Origin of the sequence: Oryzomonas sagensis, from assembly GCF_008802355.1 — a bacterium.
GTDB lineage: Bacteria > Desulfobacterota > Desulfuromonadia > Geobacterales > Pseudopelobacteraceae > Oryzomonas > Oryzomonas sagensis.
In genome coordinates, this window is record NZ_VZRA01000001.1 from 1 (window position 1) to 18,565 (window position 18,565).

Here is an 18,565-nt window from a genome sequence, read left to right on the forward strand (position 1 = left end):
GATCAAACTCTCCAGTTGAATACTGAAATAAGTTCGATTTAAAACTCAAAATATTACTGGTAAAATCTACTTCCACAACTTCCTGCTATTCGGTTTTCAAAGACCAGATGCGCTCCGTGACAGACGAACAAAATACTAAATCAATACCCAACTGTCAACATCTTTTTTCAACTAAAATACGAATCATCGTCACTAAAGATAGTATTCACAAAATCTGCCGCGCGGAAACGGTGGGGGCAAGGATACCCAACAGGGGCTAACATCCCGCCACATAAGCCAGTTTCCCGTTGTCCCCCCTCCTCCGTGCCCGTGGGGCTGTTCGTTTGGGACCGTTTACCCCCGCGGGTGGATTTGTTGATGCAGCCGCTTCAGCCGCTCGCGGGTGACGTGGGTGTAAATCTGGGTGGTGGAGAGATCGGCGTGCCCCAGCATGATCTGTACGCTGCGCAGGTCGGCGCCGTTTTCCAGCAGATGGGTGGCGAAGGAGTGCCGCAGGGTGTGGGGCGAGATGTTCTTGCGGATACCGGCCATCAGAGCCCGCTTTTTGACGATGTTCCAGAACGCCTGACGGCTCATGTCCGCGCCGAGACGGGAAAGGAAGAGAAAGGGGTTCGCGCACCGCGGGTCGAGCTTGGTGCGTACCGCCGCAAGATACGTCCCGACCTTATCCCGGGCCGACTCGCCGATGGGCACCAGACGCTCCTTGTTCCCCTTCCCCACGGTCATCAGGTAACCGGAGTCCAGGTTGACCTCGCGCAGCTTGAGGCCGACCAGTTCCGAAACCCGCAGGCCGGTGGCATAGAGCAACTCCAGCATGGCCAGGTCGCGAACGTTCTCGGCCGACGTGCCGGCGCAGACGGCGAACAGGGCATCCACTTCCTGGGTCGTGAGAAATCCCGGCAGTTTATGCAGGATGCGGGGCGCTTCGATAATCGAGGTCGGATTGGTTTCGGCGTAATTTTCCACCATCAGGAACTTGTGGAACATGCGAATGGCCGACAGGCAGCGCGCCCGACTGCGCGGACCGATCCCCCGGTCTTTCAGCCGTTCCATGAAGAGGGCAACATCCGCGGCTTTGACGCTGTCCGGAGATGTGGCGCCCTGCTTTTCGAGAAAATCGAGGTACCGCGTCAGGTCGCGGCTGTAGGCCTCCTGGGTGTTGGCGGAGAGGCCTTTTTCCACGGCCAGATAGTTTATGAACAGATCGAGGTAGTCGTTCATGGCATCCGCATCTCCCCTGGAGTGGCGCAAATTCGCGGTCGGAACCGATCAGATCACCTACGACTCATCCAGTTTCCACCGCAGATACAGTTCATCGACCTTGTCCCTGGCCCAGGGGGTCTTGCGCAAAAACGTCAAGCTGGACCCCATACTCGGGTCATGGGTGAAGCACCTGATATCGATACGTTTCCCCAACTCCACCCAACCGTAATGATCGACCAGTTCCGTCAGCATCATCTTCAGAGTGACGCCGTGCAGCGGGTCGTTGGCGTGTTTTTCCATCATATGCCTGCCTGATTGCTGAATTGTCTTGCCATGGTTTTCCCTGTTCTTCGCACCATCAGTGAAACACCAGCCGGCCACCGTAAAATCCAAGAACCGTGCAATCAGCGGCACAGGCGGCCAGCAGCAGCAGGTAGCCCCAGCCCGCATCCTGGATGGGATGGAGGAGCAGATCGGGATGAGAGGCACGCAACAGCACCGCCGGCAGGGCCAGGATAACCAGGAGACCCGAGCCGGCCATTTTGATCTTGAACACCCGGGTCATGGCTCCCCGGAAATGGAGCTTCCAATCGATGACCCCGCTCAGGGCAGCCACCGGCACGGAAAGCAGCCCCAAAAGAGCGCACATGTAGGCACCGGCCTCGAATTCCCGGATTCCCAGCGCCAGATAGATCAGTGCCGCGGCAAAGGCAACCGGGAAGAGGGCTTGGGGGAAGTGCACACATATGGGGTGCAGGTAAGGAATCTTCCTTTTCTGGTCGTCGCTCATATTTTCCCCCTTGGTACCATAATATCATACCCACTCGTCGATGGCCCGCATCAGGTACGGGATGATCTCCTGCAACTTCTCTTCGGATACGATCTTCTGACCAAAGATATCCCGTACATAAAAGACGTCGGCAACCTGATCGACCTTGGTGGAAATCTTGGAAACGCCGATGTAGAGCCCCAGGTGGGTCAGGGTGCTGGTGATCAGGTAGAGCAGTCCGACCTTGTCATGGGTGTAGATATCGATGACCGTATAGTCTTCCGACACCTCGTTGTCGATCTCAACCCTGGTCGGGAAACGCGGTATGGGGCGCGCGGTAAGGAGCGAGGGCCGCTGGCGGTTCTCCACCAGCTCCGCCACACTGACGTCACCATGCAGGGCCAGGCGCATGTCGTCCTGGACCTTGTGCCAGCGCTGTTCGTCGGTGATGACCATGCCTTGGGGAGAGTTGACCTGGAGGATGTCCAGAACCTTGCCGTTACGGCTTGTGTTGATCTGAGCACCCAGGATGTTGACGCCATTGGCGGCCATGACGCCGGTAATGCGCGAAAACAGGCCAGGCATGTCGTGGGTGCAGATGGTGAACTCGGAATAGCCGCTCTCCTGCTGATGGACGACCTTCATGAGCAGGTCGCTCGTTTCCAGGCCGAGCAGCAGCCGGGCATGGCCGGAGATCAGGGCCAGGTCATTGGAGAGCAAGAGCCGGACCGGCATGGCCTTGAGTTCTTCCCGGACCGTCGCCACCGGGAAATCGTCCTGCAGCAATTCCGTGACCCTTTTGATAACCCCTTTGACCCGTTCGCTGCTGGCCTCCAGGTGAAAATCGCCCCGTTCCAGAACATTGAAGGCCTTTTCGTACAACTCCTGGAACAAAAGCGCCTTCCAGTTGGTCCAGACATCCGAGCCAACCGCCCTGACGTCGGCAATGGTCAACAGGTACAGCATTTTCAGGTTCTCGCTGGTTTCCATCTGGCGTGCGAACTGGACCACCATCCGTTCGTCGTGCAGGTCGCGGCGCTGGGAGATATGGGCAAACAGCAGGTGCTGGCGCACCAGGAATTCCAGCCGCTCGGTACCTTCCTTGGAAAGCCCCATGCGCCGGGCAATGGTGGGGATCATGGCGGCGCCCTTTTCGGAGTGACCTCCCCCCTCCCCCTTGCCGATGTCGTGAAACAGGACCGCCAGCAGCAGCAGTTCGCGCTTGCCGATCTGGGAGGCGACCTCGCACGGGAAGGGGAGTTGGTCCTTCGATTGGCCGGTCAGCATCTTCTCGGCCTCTTCCACGGCGAACAGGGTATGGATGTCCACCGTATAGATATGGTAGATGTCGTGCTGCACCTTGCAGTAGATATGCTCCAACTCCGGGATGTAACGGTTGAGGAATTCCAGATGGTGCATGCTCCGCAGGGTTTCGGCCACCCCCTTGGGCGAGCGGAGGATCGTCAGAAACGACTGGTTCACCTCACGGTTGCGGCGGAATTTGTCGTTGACCAGATACAGGCTTTTGCGGACCAACGCCTTGACGCGGACGTTCAGGAGGACGCCGTGCTTCTGGGCCAGCTCGAAGATGCGCATCAGGACAACCGGATTTTTCTCCACCACCGCCTCGTCCGGGATGATCAACTCCCCTTTGAGCACGAAACAGCCGTCCCCCACCGGGCGGCGCACGAAATACCCGAGGATTTTCAGGGCTCCTTCATCACGCCAGATACATTGCGAGACCAGGCTTGAGGAAAAGTGTTCGACCCGGTTGGCGTGGCGGTAGTAGTCACGCATGAAATCTTCCACCGCAAGTACCTTGCCGTGATCCTGGTACCCCATGAACCGGGACAGGTGCACCTGAGCGTCGAAGGTGAGCTGGTCGTTCTTGCGGCCGTTGAAATAATGCAGTTCATTGCGGATGCGCCAGAGATAGTCGAGGGCTGCGTAATAGGTGTCCAGATCCTCTTCCGTCAATATCCCCTTGATGATCAATTCCTTGGGACTGGTGAACTTGTATTTGACGCGCGCCGCCCACATGGCGGTCTGCAGGTCGCGCAACCCCCCCTCGCCTTCCTTCAGGTTCGGTTCCAGCAGATAGACGGTCGAGCCGTATTTTTCCCGGCGGCTCTTCATGTCGGCCATCTTTTCCTTGATGAACTTGTCGCTGGATTTGGTCAGGATCTGGGTCAGGATCACCTTGGAGAGGTTGTCGAACAGCTGCCGGGGACCGCTCAGGTAGCGGGCGTCGATCAGAGCGGTCTTGACCGTACTGTCGGAGGCGGCCATCTCGATGCAGTCGGAGATCTGCCGTACGGAATAGCCCACGTCCAGGCGCATATCCCAGAGAAAATACAACATCTTCTGGGCCACGTCCTCCACCCGTTCCGCCGGCATGCTGCCGTCGTGCAGAAACATGATGTCGATATCGGAGTAGGGATTCAGTTCGCCGCGGCCATACCCCCCCACCGCCACCAGACTGATGTGTTCCATCATGCTGCCGCCGTCGACGTCATACAGGATACTCTGGAAGAGCTTGTTGTTCAGTTCGTCCATCATGTCGCAGATCAGATGCGCCACCTCGCTGCCGGAGGCGCCCTCGTTGTGCAGCAATTTGATCTCTTCACGGTAGTGGTCGAGAAAATTCTTGCAGCCGGAAAAATACAACGGCCGTTTCTCTTCGAATCCGGCCATACCTGCGTCGCCAACGGCGTTTATGTCATCGGGAAAATAAGGGTCTATAAAGAATTGCATGGGGCTCCTCTCGGGGGAAACGATGCCGTCCGGCATGACGGTTCATTGATACGGCAGGCATCGTCGGCGACCGTACGGGAGCGATTATACGTCACGCACGCCGGTGAGTCAAAAGCAATAAAAAGGCGGCCGACGCCGCCTGGAAGCGATCTCACTCCACTCGCATCAAACGGCCGACGCCGTTCTCGATCTCGGCGTGGGCCTTGAGGCGTTTCCGCCATCCCGGGGGGATGGCGGAAACGCCCAGAGATGCCCCCAGCCAGGCACCAACCATAGCCGCCCGGCCGGCGCTGTCACCGCCGGCGGCCGCCGTGGCCTTCAGCGCCCCCCCGAAATCGTCGGCATGGTGCAGTGCACAGTGGACGGCCGCGGGAAAGCTGCTGGCCAGGGGGCACGATTGACCGAACCGGGCCGTCGCCGTACGCACCGGCAAGGTGCGGGACGAAAAGGCCTCCGTAATTTTCCCGCTGACTTCGGCGCCCAGAAGTCCCTCCCCATCCATCATCTCCCCAGTCCTTTTGAATGCGTCGTCCAGAGGGCGCCCCAGGAACAACTCGCGCAGGATCATGGCGTGGGCCTTGAGGTAAACCACGGCCCGGTCGTTATTCTGACAGACCCGGGTGGCCCGTTCCACCTGGAGAAGGTAATCGCTGCTGCGGAAATAGCGCGCGGCCAGAGGCGCCAAACGGCTGATGGTGGCCGGCTGGTCGTCGTCGGCCCCTTCCTGGAAGCTGTAGGCCGCATCGGGATGGGCCTCCCGGAATGCCCGGTAGTTGGCCAGCGTCTCCCTGGCGGCATGATCCCGATACCCCTTGTAGGCCGGGCATTCCATTATGGCCACGAAGCGGCTCCCGAAATCGGCGGCATCGAAGCAGTCCCGTTCCAGCAACGAGCGGAGCAGGAGCAGCGCGGCGTCGCCGTAGTGGGTCAGCTCCCCCGGCTCCTTACCGAAGTGATAATGTCCCTCGGCCGGCGGGTCAAAACCTTGCGGCCCTCCGGGGAAGAGCCGTTCCAATTCATCCAGGTCGTAAATCCAGTGGCTTCCGAGACAAAAGGCGTCCCCTACAAACTGCCCCCACACCGCTCCGGCGATACGGCTGGCAAGGGAAATATCCTGACTGTTGAGCGGTTTTTTGCTATCCATACTCGCAACCTCCCCCGACGGCACAAAACACTTACTGTATATTCAGTATACCGCTTTCCCGCCACTATGGGAAAAAATGCTGCCGTGTCGCATGGGGAAGGAAGCAGTCAGTGCAAAAGAAAAGAACGCCCCGCCTCGGAAGTCCGAAACGGGGCGTTTATTTTCACACGTTACTTGTTTCCATCAGCCCATGACGATGACCAAGTCGTCCTTCTCCACCTTCTCCCCCTCTTTGAACTTCACTTCGGCTACCTTGGCGTCGGCCCTGGCCTTGATGTTGGTCTCCATCTTCATGGCTTCGGTCACCATCAGCACGTCGCCGCCCCTGACCAGATCGCCGGCCTTGACGTTGACCTTGAGCACCTTGCCCGGCATGGGGGCGCCTACGTGGTTGGGGTTACCCTTGTCGGCCTTCTCGCGCAACGCCTCGTCGCTCTTGACCGACTGGTCGCGGATGACCACCGAGCGGTTGTTGCCGTTCAGTTCGAAGTACACGGTGCGGGTGCCGTCGGCCTGCACGCGCCCCACGGCGTTGAGCTTGATGATCAGGGTCTTGCCCGGTTCGATCTCGATGGAGGTTTCCTGCCCCGGTTCCAGACCGTAGAAGAAGATCGGCGTGGGAATGACCGAGGTGTCGGAGTACTCCTGGCGGTGGCGGTCGAATTCGGGATACACGTGGGGGTAGAGGATATTGGAGACCAGGGCCTTGTCGCTGACCGCATGCTCCAGCTTCTCCTCCAGCTTGAGCCGCTCCTCGTCGAAGTCCACCGGCTCCAACAACTCGCCGGGGCGGCAGGTAATGGGCTGTTCCCCCTTCAGGATGATCCGCTGCAACTCCTGCGGCCACCCCTGGTAGGGCTGGCCCAGCATCCCCTTGAACATCCCCACCACCGACTCGGGGAAGGCCAACTCGTCTCCCGAGGTGAAGACATCCGCCGGCTCCAGGTTGTTCTTGACCAGGAACATGGCCATGTCGCCCACCACTTTGGATGACGGCGTGACCTTGACGATATCGCCGAACAGGAGGTTGACCTTGTGGTACATCTCCTTGCACTCGTCCCAGCGTTCCAGAAGGCCCAGACCGGCCACCTGGGGTTTGTAGTTGGAATACTGGCCGCCCGGGATCTCGTGGTGGTAGACCTCGGCCGTGCCGGACTTGAGGCCGGACTCGAAGGGGGCGTAGTAGTCGCGCACCGTCTCCCAGTAGTTGGCCAGTTTCTGCAGGCCGGGGGCGTTGACGAAGGGATCGCGCTCGCTCCCCTCCAGGGCCGCCACCAGGGCGTTCAGGTTGGGCTGGGCCGTCAGGCCGGAGAGGGACGACAGGGCTGCATCGACGATGTCCACCCCGGCCTCGCTGGCCTTGAGCAGGATGGCGCTGCCGTTGCTGGAGGTGTCGTGGGTATGGAGATGGACCGGGATGCCGATATTTTCCTTGAGCGCTTTTACCAGCTTGTAGGCGGCCAACGGCTTGAGCAGACCAGCCATGTCCTTGATGGCCAGAATGTGGGCGCCCATGGTTTCCAACTCCTTGGCCATGTTCACATAGTATTCCAGGGGATACTTGTCCCGTTTGGGATCGGTGATGTCGCCGGTATAGCAGATGGCGGCCTCGCAGATCTTGCCGGTCTTGCGCACCGCGTCCATGGCCACCCGCATGCCGGTGGTCCAGTTGAGGGAGTCGAAGATGCGGAAGATGTCGATGCCCGAGTTGGCGGCCTCTTCCACGAACTTCTGCACCACGTTGTCCGGGTAGTTGGTGTAGCCCACGGCATTCGAGCCGCGCAGGAGCATCTGGAACAGGATGTTGGGGATCTGTTCGGAGAGTTTGTGCAATCGCTGCCAGGGGTCCTCCCTGAGGAAGCGCATGGAGACGTCGAAGGTGGCGCCGCCCCAGCATTCGAGGGAGAACAGATCGGCCCCCAGATGGGAGGTCGGCTCGGCGATCCTGAGCAGATCGTAGGTGCGCACGCGGGTGGCCAGGTTGGACTGGTGGGCGTCGCGCATGGTCGTATCGGTCAAAAGCAGTTTGTTCTGTTCCAGGATCCACTTGGAAAGCCCCTCGGCCCCCAGCTTCATGAACAGGTCGCGGGAGCCGGATGGACGAGGTTTGGTCACGTCGGTTTCCGGCACCCGGGCCTCCAGCAGATCGGCGGATTTGAGCGGCTTGGCTATGCCGGGCGAACCGTTGACGACCACCTCGCCCAGGAATTTGAGCACCTTGCTGGCCCGGTCCTTCTTCTCCCGGACCTTGAGCAGTTCCGGGTGTTTCTCGATGAACGAGGTATCGCAATCCCCCTTGAGAAAGACCGGGTGGGCGACGACGTTCTCCAGGAAACCGATGTTGGTCTTGACGCCGCGCACGCGAAACTCCTGCAGGGCGCGGTTCATGATGTTGGCAGCGGCCTGGAAGGTCAGCCCCCAGGAACTGATTTTGACCAGCAGGGAGTCGTAATGGGGGGTGATCTTCGCGCCGGTGAAGGCGTTGCCTGCATCCAGCCGCACCCCGCAACCGGCCGCCGAGCGGTAGGTGGTCAGGGTGCCGAAGTCCGGGGCAAAGTTGTTGGCCGGGTCTTCGGTGGTGATGCGGCACTGGAGGGCGTAGCCGCGCATGTCGATGGCGCTCTGGCTGGAGATGTTGATCTCCGGGTCGGACAGCTTGTGGCCGCAGGCGATCAGGATCTGGTCCTGCACCAGGTTGCGGCCGGTGATCATCTCGGTCACCGTGTGCTCCACCTGGATGCGGGGGTTCATCTCGATGAAGTACCAGTTCCCCTCCTGGTCCAGCAAAAACTCCACGGTCCCGGCATTGCGGTATTTGACCTGGCCGGCGATCTTGAGGGCCGCGTCGCACAACTCCTCGCGGGTCTTCTGGGACAGGGACAGGGAGGGGGCGAATTCCACCACCTTCTGGTGGCGGCGCTGGATGGAGCAGTCACGCTCGTAGAAATGCACCAGATTGCCGAAGTTGTCCCCCAGCACCTGCACCTCGATGTGCTTTGGGTTGGCCAGGTAGCGTTCCAGGAAGACGGCCGGGTTGCCGAAGGCCGCCTTGGCCTCGCTCCCGGCGGCCACCAGCCCCTCCAACAACTCCTTCTTGTTGTGGGCCACGCGCATGCCGCGACCGCCGCCGCCCGCCGCGGCCTTGATGATGATCGGGTAGCCGTGTTCCTTGGCGAACCTGAGCGCTTCCTCCTCTTTCCCGATGGGCTCTTCGGTGCCGGGCACGGTCGGCACCCCAGCGGCAAAGGCCACCTTGCGGGCCGCCACCTTGTCCCCCAGGGCACGTTGCATTTCGGCGGTGGGGCCGATGAAGGCGATCCCGTTTGCCTCGCACTTCTCGGCAAACTCGGCATTCTCGGCCAAAAAGCCGTAACCGGGGTGGATGGCGTCCACATCCGCCTTGAGGGCCAGGGCGATGATCTCGTCAATCCCCAGATAGGCGTCGATGGGCGCCTTCCCCTTGCCGACCAGGTAGGCCTCGTCGGCCTTGTAGCGGTGGAGCGACAGCTTGTCCTCTTCCGAATAGATGGCTACCGTGCCGATACCCAATTCGGTACAGGCCCGAAAGATACGGATGGCGATCTCGCCGCGATTGGCGGCCATGACCTTGCGGAACTTCTGTTTCTGCATGAATGTCCTCCGAAGTGTAGGGGTGCCGTGGAACATTTAACGTGGGTGAAATTCGTGCGCCTGAAACCGCCAAACATTTAGCAAAACTAAATTTATTCAGCTATTTTAAATAGTTATACCGTAAACAATGGCGACACTAAACCAGATTGAGGGGGCTTTGTCAACTACGATTTTTCAGGCCGTGACGGCATCGGTAGGGATACGGGAAAGGTAGGGACGAGCGGAGCGGGGAAAGACGCTTGTTACGCGAAGCGGTGCGGGTGATTCGGGGTCAGAACGAAAAGAAGAACGTGGCGCCTTTGCCCGGCTCCCCCTCGGCCCAGATGCGCCCCTGGTGCTTGTCGATGATGCGCTGCACGGTTGCCAGCCCGATGCCGAATCCTTCGAAATTGCCGTCGGTATGCAGGCGCTGAAAGGTTCCAAACATCCTGTCTGCCTTGTCCATATCGAATCCGACGCCATTATCCCGGACAAAATACACCGGTTTCCCATCGGCGGCGGCCATACCGAATTCTATCTGCGGCTCGTCTTTGAGAGCGGTGTATTTCCAGGCGTTCCCCATGAGGTTGCTCAAAACGATGTGCATCAGGTGTTTATCGGCGCAACAAGAAACACCCTCCTGGATGCAAAATCCGGTCTGCCGCTCCGGCTCCTTCATATGCAATTCAGCCCTGATGCCGGAGGCAATCGCAGTGAGATCCACCGTTTCTTTGTCGATGACCTGCTGCGACAATTTTGAAAATGCGATGAGGGCCGACAGCAGATCCTCCATCTGCTTTGCTTTGTGGCTGATGATCCCGACGATCTTTTCCCCCTGCTCATCCAGGCTTGCGCCGCACTTGTCCAGGAGCAACTGGCTGTAGCTGCTGATGATGGTCAACGGATTCCGCAAATCGTGGGAGACCGTATAATTGAATGCCTCCAGATCCGCATTGGCGGATTCCAGCTCCCGGGCGCGGTCCGCCAGCGCGGCGTTGAGGGCTTCGATCTTTTCTTCGGCACGCTTGCGGGCGGTTATGTCTTCCTTTACGGCAACGTAGTTGGTAATGGTGCCGGTTTCGTCGATGACCGGAGAAATGGCGGCAGATTCCCAATAAAGCTCCCCGTTCTTTTTCCGGTTCAGAAATTCTCCGTACCATTCCTTCCCCGAAGCGATGGTGCGCCACAAGGCGCCATAAAAGGCCGGCGACATGGTCCCTGACTTGAGAATGCGCGGGTTCTTCCCCATGACCTCATCGGGGGAGTAGCCGGTAAGTTCAAAAAACTTGGGGTTTGCATATTCGATCTCCCCGCGCTCATCGGTTATCAATACCGTACTGGGGCTCTGTTCGACGGCACGGGAGAGCTTGCAGATAAAACGGTGTTGAGAGGCCACCTTCCTTTTCAGCGTGATCATGGCGATGTTCTTGTCGATGGCGGCAAAGAGTTTTTCGTAATTCACCGGTTTGAGCACGTAATTGTTTATGCCCAGCTCGATGGAGTCCAGCAGGTATCGCGTTCCGCTGTGGGCCGTCAAGACGATGATGGCCGTTTCCGGGGCGATGTCCCGTATGGAGGCAGCCATTTCAACGCCATCCATAACCGGCATGCTGATGTCCGTAATGACGATATCGTGGTGATGCTGTTTGAAGAGCGCAAGCCCCTGTTCCCCGTTCTCGGCGGCATCGAGGCGCGCGAAACGGTACTTGCTTTCAAATACCGAGCCGAGGATATCCCGGGCGCTCTGTTCATCCTCCACATACAAGACAGAAATTGACGGCTGAGCGGCCCGCATATCAAACCTCGATCGTGAATTCGGCGCCCTCGCCCGTGTTGCGGGCGCTGAGTGTGCCGTTCATATTTTTTTCTATGATGGTTTTGGCCATGAACAAACCGATGCCGGTCCCCATGTCCGGCCCCTTTGTCGTGAAATAAGGTTCAAACATCTTCTCCAGAATATGGGCGGGGATGCCGCCCGCATTGTCGCGTATGGTGACCACGGACGCCCCCGCCCTGCTGAAGCTCCTGATCACGACCCTGGCGTCCTCCATGTCGCGCTCCGCGAAGGCGTCACGCGAGTTCAGCAGGATATTGAGAACCACCTGGGAATATTCATTGGGGAAACCGAGAACCCGCACATCGCCCTCCGTGTCCGCATCGATCTGTATATGATGGGCCTTGAAGCTTTCGTTGATCAGTGAGATGGTTTGAAGGATGGTGGCATGTACGCTGAAGGAACACTTTTCCTTGTCCGGCTTGAAGAAGTTCCTGAAATCATCGATGGTCCGGGACATGTGATAGACGAGTTTCATCGCTTCCTGCGTATTCTCCCGCAGGAAATTGGCGTCGAACTTACCGGAGTTATAAAAAAGCTGCAATCTCTGGATGATGAGTCCGAGGGTATTAAGCGGTTGGCGCCACTGATGGGCGATATTGCCGATCATCTCGCCCATCGCGGCCTGACGGCTCTGGAGCAGCATCAACCGCTCCTTCTCCCGGAGAGCCTGCTCCGTACGCAGACGTTCCGCGGTCTCCGCCAGCAAGTGCTGTTCGGCCAGTTTCCGCTCGGTGATATCGGTGTGGGAACCGGCCATACGGTGGGGATTGCCGTTGCTGTCGCGAAAACAGGCGCCGCGCGTCAATACCCAGCGGTAGCTGCCGTCCTGGTGGCGCAGACGGCATTCCAGACAGAACTCGGGGGTACGCCCATCCAGATAGTTATTCAGAGACTCCAATGCGACCTGATAATCATCGGGATGGATCAAGCTCATCCATTCTTCCATGGCATTCTGTATCTCGCCCTCGCCGTATCCCAGCATCTCCTTCCAGCGGGACGAGACAAAAGCCGTATTGGTCTCCAAGTCCCAGTCCCAGATGCTGTCGCTGGCCCCCTGAACGGCAAGCATGTAACGTTCGTTACTCCTGCGCAGCGCCGATTCCGTCTGTTTGAGGGCGGTAATATCGAACGCGGTGGCCCGGCACATGACGTAGTTGCCGTCCCCGTCCCGGATGGCAACCGCATTGACCATGACCGACACGTGGCGACCGTCTTTACGAACCAACTCGAATTCGGCTCCTTTTACCTGGCCCTCCCGCTTCAACCGGGAAAAGGTCTCTTCAAACGCCTCCTTGCTGCCATCCGCGAGGATGTCGCTGAAGCTCATCTTGCCGATGACCTCATGGCTACGGTAGCCCAACCAATTGAGTTCCGTGTCGTTGATGAGCACGAAGACGCCGTGATCGTTCAGAGAGTGGTAGCCGCAGGGGGCGTTATCGTACAGGTCCCGGATCTCATCAGAGGTCCTGACGAGATATTCCTCCGTCCTCTTCCGTTCCGACGCATCGCGAAAGATGATGCACGCCCTGAGCTGCCCATCCTTGTCGGCAAAGAGCGACGAGCTTATGTCGCAGGGGACCCTGCTGCCATCCTTGCGAATAAACATGACCTCGCCGCGCGCCTTGCCGGTACGCACCCGCTCATCGAGCAGGGCCGTTACCCGCTGATCCGCCACGTCGACGACCTCCTGCCTGCTCCGGCCGCACACCTCCTCTTCGGTCATTCCGAGGATGCGGCAGGCCTCGGGATTGGCCTCCAGCACATCGCCGCCGGAGGTGGCAAGCAGGATGCCGTCGATGCTGTTGTTGAAGAGGGAGCGGTAGCGTTCCTCGTTCTCCCGCAGGGCATCTTCAACCCGCCCGCGCTCGGCGATCTCCATTTTCAGAACCTGGATCGTGTCCGCCAGTTCACAGGTCCGTTCGGCAACCCGCCGTTCGAGTTCTGCATGGGCCCGCTGGAGCTCCTGCTCCCCCCGTTTTCGTTCGGTGATATCGGCAACGATGGAAAAGAGATGATCCCTGCCCCGAAAACTGATGGTGCCGGAAGAAACTTCCACGCTCCGCAGGGAGCCGTCCGCCAGGCGGTGCTGAAACACAAAACGCGCAGAGGCGCCGTTGCCGGCATGTTTCATATTATCCCTGGTTTCGGCCTCATCATTCGTATTGACGTCGAATATGCGCATGGCGGTAAGCTGCTCTTTGGGATAGCCGTAAAACGCGACCGCCGCCGGATTGGCATCCACAATGCTCCCACTGTGGGGCTCAATTATCAGCATCGCCTCGTTGCTGCTGTTGAACAGACTGTCGTAACGCGCCTCGCTTTCCATGCACGACGCCCGCATTCGTGCATGCATTCTCAGGAAAGCGACCGATAGCCACAGGACGATTATCGCCAGGATTCTGTTGAAGAGGGACATTTCGAAATGGGTGGCCGAAGGTGCTGCCAGGAGGTCCACAAGCATCAGCACGGTGCAGGCGCCGGCCAGCCAGGTGACGGGTCCGGCCCCCAGCCACCGGAACAGGAACAGTGGCATGAAGAGGTAACCGATCCAGACCGCAGCACCGGGTGGAGTCATTAGGTCGATAACGAAGATGACGCCACAGAGTGCGACTGCTGCTGCCAATGATACAACATGTTGTCGTGTCTCAGTCATGGTCGGATCAGCTACTCCCGGAAAAGATTGCCACTGCGGCTCGCTCTTCGCCCATTAAGGACCACCTTTATCCTAAAGCCATCATGCAGTATTCATAGCAAAAGATCACAATAATTTCACCTCTATATTTTTTAATGTCGAAGCAGCAGTGAGCGAGGTGGAAATACCATGGGCGCAGACATGGCCGCCGGGGGTCCCGTTCCCACTGAAACATGCCGGTCCGATACCGGGGAACGGCGTCTATGTGTGCAATAAATCCTGCTTATTTATTTCGACAGATATCCTGGCCGATTGAAATGCCGATTGTTTTAATGTAGTATTCGGGAAAAAGCACCTCAACAGCACCGATTTTGGGAAGGACGGCACGCATCATTTGTTCCTGCTACGCGCATCAAGCTGAAAAATCCGACCATATGCGAGTTGACCATGGAAAACAAAAACAACGATAAAACGCCCATCATGATCGTGGATGACGACTCACAGGCCCTGTCACTCCTCGCGTCGTTGCTCTGCCATGACGGATACGAAAACGTCATCCCCTTTGAGGACAGCCGCAGGGCTCTCGATTACTTCAACACCCAGGAGGTACATGCGGTGGTGCTGGATCTCTCCATGCCCAGGCTCCACGGCATGTACCTCCTTGAGCTTTTTACCAAGAACAAGCCGCATGTCCCGGTAATCATCGTGACGGCGGAGAACCAGATTGATTCTGCAATCGAGTGCATCAAGGCCGGAGCGGTCGATTACCTGACCAAGCCCATATCGATCAACCGTTTCATGACCAGCATCAGCCGGGCGCTGGAACTGCGCTCCCTGAACGACGGCCTGAGCTTTCTTCAGGACCCGGAGCAGGCCGTCGGCTTACCCTCGGCCATCGCCTCCCGCCATTCTATTATTACCCACAACAAGAACATGCTCTCCCTCATGCAGTATGTGGAGGTCATATCGAATTCCCATCAGGCGGTCCTGATCAACGGGGAAACCGGCGTAGGCAAGGAGCTCGTTGCCAAGGCGATACACACCATGAGCAAGCGCAAGGGAGAGTTTGTGTCCATCAACATCTCGGGGTTGGACGACCTGATGTTTTCCGATACGCTCTTCGGCCATAAAAAGGGGGCCTACACCGGGGCGAACCAGGACCGGGACGGCCTCATAAAAAAGGCGGCCAACGGCACCATATTCCTCGACGAGATCGGCGACCTGAACGAGCTGTCCCAGGTAAAACTGCTCCGCCTTCTCCAGGAAAACGAATACTACCCCCTGGGGTCGGACAACCCGCTCCAAAGCAATGCGCGCCTTGTGGTCGCTTCAAACCGCAGCTTACGGCACTTGGTAAACGAGGGGAAATTCCGCAAGGACTTTTACTACCGCCTCTGCACTCATCAGGTGACAATCCCCCCCCTCCGGGACCGCCTTGACGACATACCGCTCCTTCTTGACCACTTCATTGATGAGACCGCCAAGATCTTCGGCAAGAAACGTCCCACGTACCGGAAGGAACTGGTAGACCTCCTGTGCAGCTACGATTTTCCCGGCAATGTCCGCGAGCTCAAGGCCATGGTCTTTGATAGCGTGACCAAGGCCGCCTCATCGAAACTGTCGTCCGAGTACTTCAGCGAACTTATCGACCGGGAGCGGGATTCGTTCCCGTTCCAGGGCGCCTCCTCCGCGTCCCAGAATCTCGTGGGGGTCAACGGCGTCACCTTCGACCGGTTCCCGACCCTGAAGCACGCCGAAACGGAACTGATCCGCAGGGCGCTGGAAATCGCCAAGAACAACCAGGGGGTAGCCGCCCGACTGCTGGGCATCACACGGCAAGCCCTCAACAATCGGTTGCAACGGCTCAAGAAGGGCTCCGCCGCATAATTCTGCATTCCGCTGACGGTGCAATGGGACCAGCACAGCGGCCGGCCCCGGGAAGAGCGGACAAAAAAAGCCCGCCTTGTGGGCGGGCCGGGAAACGCCGGATAAACACAAACTATTTTTTATGGCACTGCTGACACTCAACCGGGCCTTTGTCGTAGAGATCGTGGCAGGAAATGCAGATTTTGTGGGCGGTGTCCTTGCCCCAATTATCAATCCTGCCGCTTTCGCGCGTGTGACAGTGAAAGCATTCGTTGTTCAAATCCTTCTGGTGTTTTCTATGCTGGAACGGGAGCACCATGACCCCCATCTTGAGGTTGATGACCTCCGGACCGGGATTCGGAGCAGCCACCGCCGAAACGGCTGAAGACATCCCGTACAGCAACAACGCAATCATCGGCATCACCAATCTTTTCCTCATCAGGTCCATCCTCCTGTGGCTTTGATTCCAGCTACCCGGTCATCACCCCAAAAGAACAGTCGCCTGACGTGAAAGACCGAAGACATCGTATGTATACACCATTGTCATGGTGGAAGCTCCGATTTTAAATGACTTTTCAGAAATGAAAAGCATTTTCTCCTCCGTGGGAAGCTTTTGCGCTCCGGCCGGACAGGGAAGCGCCTCCCACTCCGCCGTTTTTCCCGATCAAACGAGGCCATAAATGATGCGCCCCACAAACACGACAAGGGCGGTTCGCGGTTGAATTTATAGATTTTACAGGTATGATACGTCCCGACACGACTACGATCCCGCAGGCACAGCCATGAAAATACACAACCTTCTCATCCATCTTCACAACAACGTAGACGCCTTTTCCCTCAAACCGCGTCATCTCGACCTGATCCGCGGGATGCTTCCCGCCACCCGTATTACCGTCGCCGAAGGGAATAGTGATTTCCTTGACCGGCTTCCGGCAGCCGATTGCGCATTGACCTGGGTGTTCAAGCCCGATTGGTACGAAGGCGCTCCACGGCTGAAGGCCCTTTTTACGCCCGCCGCCGGGCATGATTGGGTGGCTGCAGACCCGACCGGCCGGGTGAAGACCTTCTACGGCAGCTTCCACGGCCGCATCATGCGTGAAAGCCTCCTCGCCATGATGCTCCACTTCAACCGGCGTGTGGGGAAATCGCTGTCCGACCAGCAGGGCAGGATCTGGGACCGCCCCGGCTACAGCGACTGCGTAGCGCTCTTCAGCCAAAGGGTGCTGATCGTCGGGTTTGGATCGCTGGGCCGGTCCATTGCCGAACTGCTGGCGGCCTTTGGGGCACGCATTACCGCGGTCAAGCGTGATACGAGGGGGTTCGCGGGCGCCCCGCACGTTGACAAGGTAATCCCCTTCGGCAGCCTGGAAGAGGAACTTCCCTCTGCCGATCACGTGGTCCTGGTTTTGCCCGGTGGGGCGGCAACCGACGGCATCTTTACCCCGCGGCATTTCACTGCCATGAAGCCGGGGGCCTACCTGTACAATTTGGGACGCGGCAACTGCTACCGGGAGGAAGATCTTCTCAGCGCCCTCAAAACGGGCCGACTCGCCGGCGCCGGACTGGATGTCTTCGCCGAGGAGCCGCTACCCCCGGCCTCGGCGCTCTGGGATCAGCCCAATGTGGTGATCACGCCCCATTCCAGCGCCATCAGCCGGGAGTATCTCGATCTTTTCATCCATGAGTGGGTAGGGATTTTACGGGAGTTGTGAGAGTGACAGCGCGGAACGGTTTACGGCAGAAAAAAGAGTCCGACAACCGCAAAAGCAGGTAATCGGATGCAATGATGGTTGGTGCGCCCGGCAGGATTCGAACCTGCGGCCCACGGCTTAGAAGGCCGTTGCTCTATCCAACTGAGCTACGGGCGCATACTCTGTTGACGAAGAGGAAGTTGTGATATGTAGCACAAAACTCTGCCGACGGCAACCGTCAATCACGCGCCGGCAGGCAAGCGAAGACGAAAAACGCCGGGGGGAGGCCCGGCGTCCAGTACCCATTATTCCTCTGTCGGCTTCTCGCGAATCGCCGCAACGATCTTGTCGTACAGCCCATCCCCGTCACGGGCGGTGATTTTTTCCTTGTCCACCGTGGCCATGGGCATCTCCCGGCAGGCAGAGCACTGTTTTACGCATTCCTTGATCTTGATGTTGAGATCGGGGAATTCCTCTTTCAGGCGGCGGTATACCTTGCCCTTGCCCTTGTTATGTTCGCAGAAACGGATCTTCACGCTACACCGCGAGGGGGGCGCCGACGGGCTGCACAAACACACGCTGCGCCATGTCGGCATCGATCATCAGAATACCGTGACCATTGTCGCCGACCAGCTTGAGCTTGGCGATCAGATCCCGGTCGTTGTTCTCTTCCTCGACCTGTTCGGTCACAAACCATTGCAGAAAGATCTGGGTGGCATGGTCCTTCGCCTGAACCGCCTGTTCGCTCAGGTCGTTGATACACTTGCTGATAAGCTCCTCATGGGTCAGGGTCCTCTGCATCATCTCCAACAGCGACGTGTAGGTATTCGGCACAGCCTTGCTGGACAGGAGTTCGATATTCATCCCCTGGTCAACGAGGTAGGTATAGAACTTCATGAAATGGACCATCTCCTCGCGGTACTGTACCATGAACCAGTTGGCGGCGCCCTTCAACCCCATCTCGTTGGCGCAGGAGGACATGGAAAGATAGATATGCGCGGAATAGAGCTCAAGGTTCATGTGTTTGTTGAGCGAGTCAGCCACTTTTTTGCTTATCATG

Annotated in this window: 13 protein-coding genes and 1 tRNA gene; 2 read left to right on the forward strand and 12 right to left on the reverse strand. The window is 58.3% G+C overall.

Translation table 11 applies throughout. The annotated features are described in order from the left end of the window. Positions 1 to 333 precede the first annotated feature (333 nt). From xerD to F6V30_RS00040, 8 genes are all read right to left on the reverse strand, one after another. Positions 334 to 1,221, reverse strand: a complete 888-nt coding sequence (gene xerD / locus F6V30_RS00005; RefSeq protein ID WP_151154507.1) for a site-specific tyrosine recombinase XerD — start codon at positions 1,219 to 1,221, stop codon at positions 334 to 336. A gap of 57 nt (positions 1,222 to 1,278) precedes the next feature. Then, positions 1,279 to 1,506 (reverse strand): VF530 family protein, encoded by a 228-nt coding sequence (locus F6V30_RS00010; RefSeq protein WP_218043293.1) that lies wholly within the window; start codon positions 1,504 to 1,506, stop codon positions 1,279 to 1,281. A gap of 55 nt (positions 1,507 to 1,561) precedes the next feature. Further along, positions 1,562 to 1,993 (reverse strand): DUF2231 domain-containing protein, encoded by a 432-nt coding sequence (locus tag F6V30_RS00015; protein ID WP_151154508.1) that lies wholly within the window; start codon positions 1,991 to 1,993, stop codon positions 1,562 to 1,564. Between the two features lie 24 nt (positions 1,994 to 2,017). Next, the gene (glnD, locus tag F6V30_RS00020) at positions 2,018 to 4,726 is read right to left on the reverse strand and encodes a [protein-PII] uridylyltransferase (protein ID WP_151154509.1); all 2,709 of its coding nucleotides are present in this window, start codon (positions 4,724 to 4,726) and stop codon (positions 2,018 to 2,020) included. Between the two features lie 151 nt (positions 4,727 to 4,877). Next, entirely contained in the window at positions 4,878 to 5,870 is a 993-nt protein-coding gene (locus F6V30_RS00025) for an ADP-ribosylglycohydrolase family protein (protein WP_151154510.1), read from the reverse strand. 183 nt (positions 5,871 to 6,053) lie between these two features. Further along, positions 6,054 to 9,500 (reverse strand): pyruvate carboxylase, encoded by a 3,447-nt coding sequence (locus F6V30_RS00030; protein WP_151154511.1) that lies wholly within the window; start codon positions 9,498 to 9,500, stop codon positions 6,054 to 6,056. Between the two features lie 271 nt (positions 9,501 to 9,771). After that, a complete protein-coding gene (locus F6V30_RS00035; RefSeq protein ID WP_151154512.1) occupies positions 9,772 to 11,274 on the reverse strand; it encodes a sensor histidine kinase in 1,503 nt (500 codons plus the stop codon). Between the two features lies 1 nt (position 11,275). Continuing rightward, positions 11,276 to 13,849 carry a PAS domain S-box protein gene (locus tag F6V30_RS00040; RefSeq protein WP_191965529.1) on the reverse strand — a complete coding sequence of 858 codons (2,574 nt, stop codon included), beginning with the start codon at positions 13,847 to 13,849 and terminating at the stop codon, positions 11,276 to 11,278. Between the two features lie 546 nt (positions 13,850 to 14,395). On the opposite strand from F6V30_RS00040, the gene F6V30_RS00045 reads away from it, so the two are divergent. Further along, positions 14,396 to 15,835: a sigma-54-dependent transcriptional regulator gene (locus F6V30_RS00045; protein WP_151154514.1), complete on the forward strand. Its 1,440-nt coding sequence runs from the start codon at positions 14,396 to 14,398 to the stop codon at positions 15,833 to 15,835. Between the two features lie 112 nt (positions 15,836 to 15,947). Here the strand turns inward: F6V30_RS00045 and F6V30_RS00050 are convergent, their stop codons facing one another. Then, positions 15,948 to 16,253: a cytochrome c3 family protein gene (locus tag F6V30_RS00050; protein WP_151154515.1), complete on the reverse strand. Its 306-nt coding sequence runs from the start codon at positions 16,251 to 16,253 to the stop codon at positions 15,948 to 15,950. A 343-nt stretch (positions 16,254 to 16,596) separates the two neighbouring features. Here F6V30_RS00050 and F6V30_RS00055 point away from each other — a divergent pair, with 343 nt between their 5' ends. Next, positions 16,597 to 17,526 (forward strand): D-2-hydroxyacid dehydrogenase, encoded by a 930-nt coding sequence (locus F6V30_RS00055; RefSeq protein ID WP_151154516.1) that lies wholly within the window; start codon positions 16,597 to 16,599, stop codon positions 17,524 to 17,526. 79 nt (positions 17,527 to 17,605) lie between these two features. Here F6V30_RS00055 and F6V30_RS00060 read toward each other — a convergent pair. The 3 genes from F6V30_RS00060 to F6V30_RS00070 form a co-directional block, all read right to left on the reverse strand. Then, positions 17,606 to 17,682: transfer RNA gene (locus tag F6V30_RS00060), tRNA-Arg, on the reverse strand. A 128-nt stretch (positions 17,683 to 17,810) separates the two neighbouring features. After that, positions 17,811 to 18,041 carry a DUF1450 domain-containing protein gene (locus tag F6V30_RS00065; protein ID WP_191965530.1) on the reverse strand — a complete coding sequence of 77 codons (231 nt, stop codon included), beginning with the start codon at positions 18,039 to 18,041 and terminating at the stop codon, positions 17,811 to 17,813. Position 18,042: 1 nt separating this feature from the next. Next, entirely contained in the window at positions 18,043 to 18,564 is a 522-nt protein-coding gene (locus F6V30_RS00070; protein WP_151154518.1) for a ferritin, read from the reverse strand. Position 18,565 lies beyond the last annotated feature (1 nt).

Coding starts and splice junctions, on each gene's coding strand:
- xerD (WP_151154507.1), bottom strand. CDS start 1,221: ATGAACGACTACCTCGATCTGTTCATAAACTATCTGGCCGTGGAAAAA.
- F6V30_RS00010 (WP_218043293.1), bottom strand. CDS start 1,506: ATGATGGAAAAACACGCCAACGACCCGCTGCACGGCGTCACTCTGAAG.
- F6V30_RS00015 (WP_151154508.1), bottom strand. CDS start 1,993: ATGAGCGACGACCAGAAAAGGAAGATTCCTTACCTGCACCCCATATGT.
- glnD (WP_151154509.1), bottom strand. CDS start 4,726: ATGCAATTCTTTATAGACCCTTATTTTCCCGATGACATAAACGCCGTT.
- F6V30_RS00025 (WP_151154510.1), bottom strand. CDS start 5,870: ATGGATAGCAAAAAACCGCTCAACAGTCAGGATATTTCCCTTGCCAGC.
- F6V30_RS00030 (WP_151154511.1), bottom strand. CDS start 9,500: ATGCAGAAACAGAAGTTCCGCAAGGTCATGGCCGCCAATCGCGGCGAG.
- F6V30_RS00035 (WP_151154512.1), bottom strand. CDS start 11,274: ATGCGGGCCGCTCAGCCGTCAATTTCTGTCTTGTATGTGGAGGATGAA.
- F6V30_RS00040 (WP_191965529.1), bottom strand. CDS start 13,849: ATGCCACTGTTCCTGTTCCGGTGGCTGGGGGCCGGACCCGTCACCTGG.
- F6V30_RS00045 (WP_151154514.1), top strand. CDS start 14,396: ATGGAAAACAAAAACAACGATAAAACGCCCATCATGATCGTGGATGAC.
- F6V30_RS00050 (WP_151154515.1), bottom strand. CDS start 16,253: ATGAGGAAAAGATTGGTGATGCCGATGATTGCGTTGTTGCTGTACGGG.
- F6V30_RS00055 (WP_151154516.1), top strand. CDS start 16,597: ATGAAAATACACAACCTTCTCATCCATCTTCACAACAACGTAGACGCC.
- F6V30_RS00070 (WP_151154518.1), bottom strand. CDS start 18,564: ATGATAAGCAAAAAAGTGGCTGACTCGCTCAACAAACACATGAACCTT.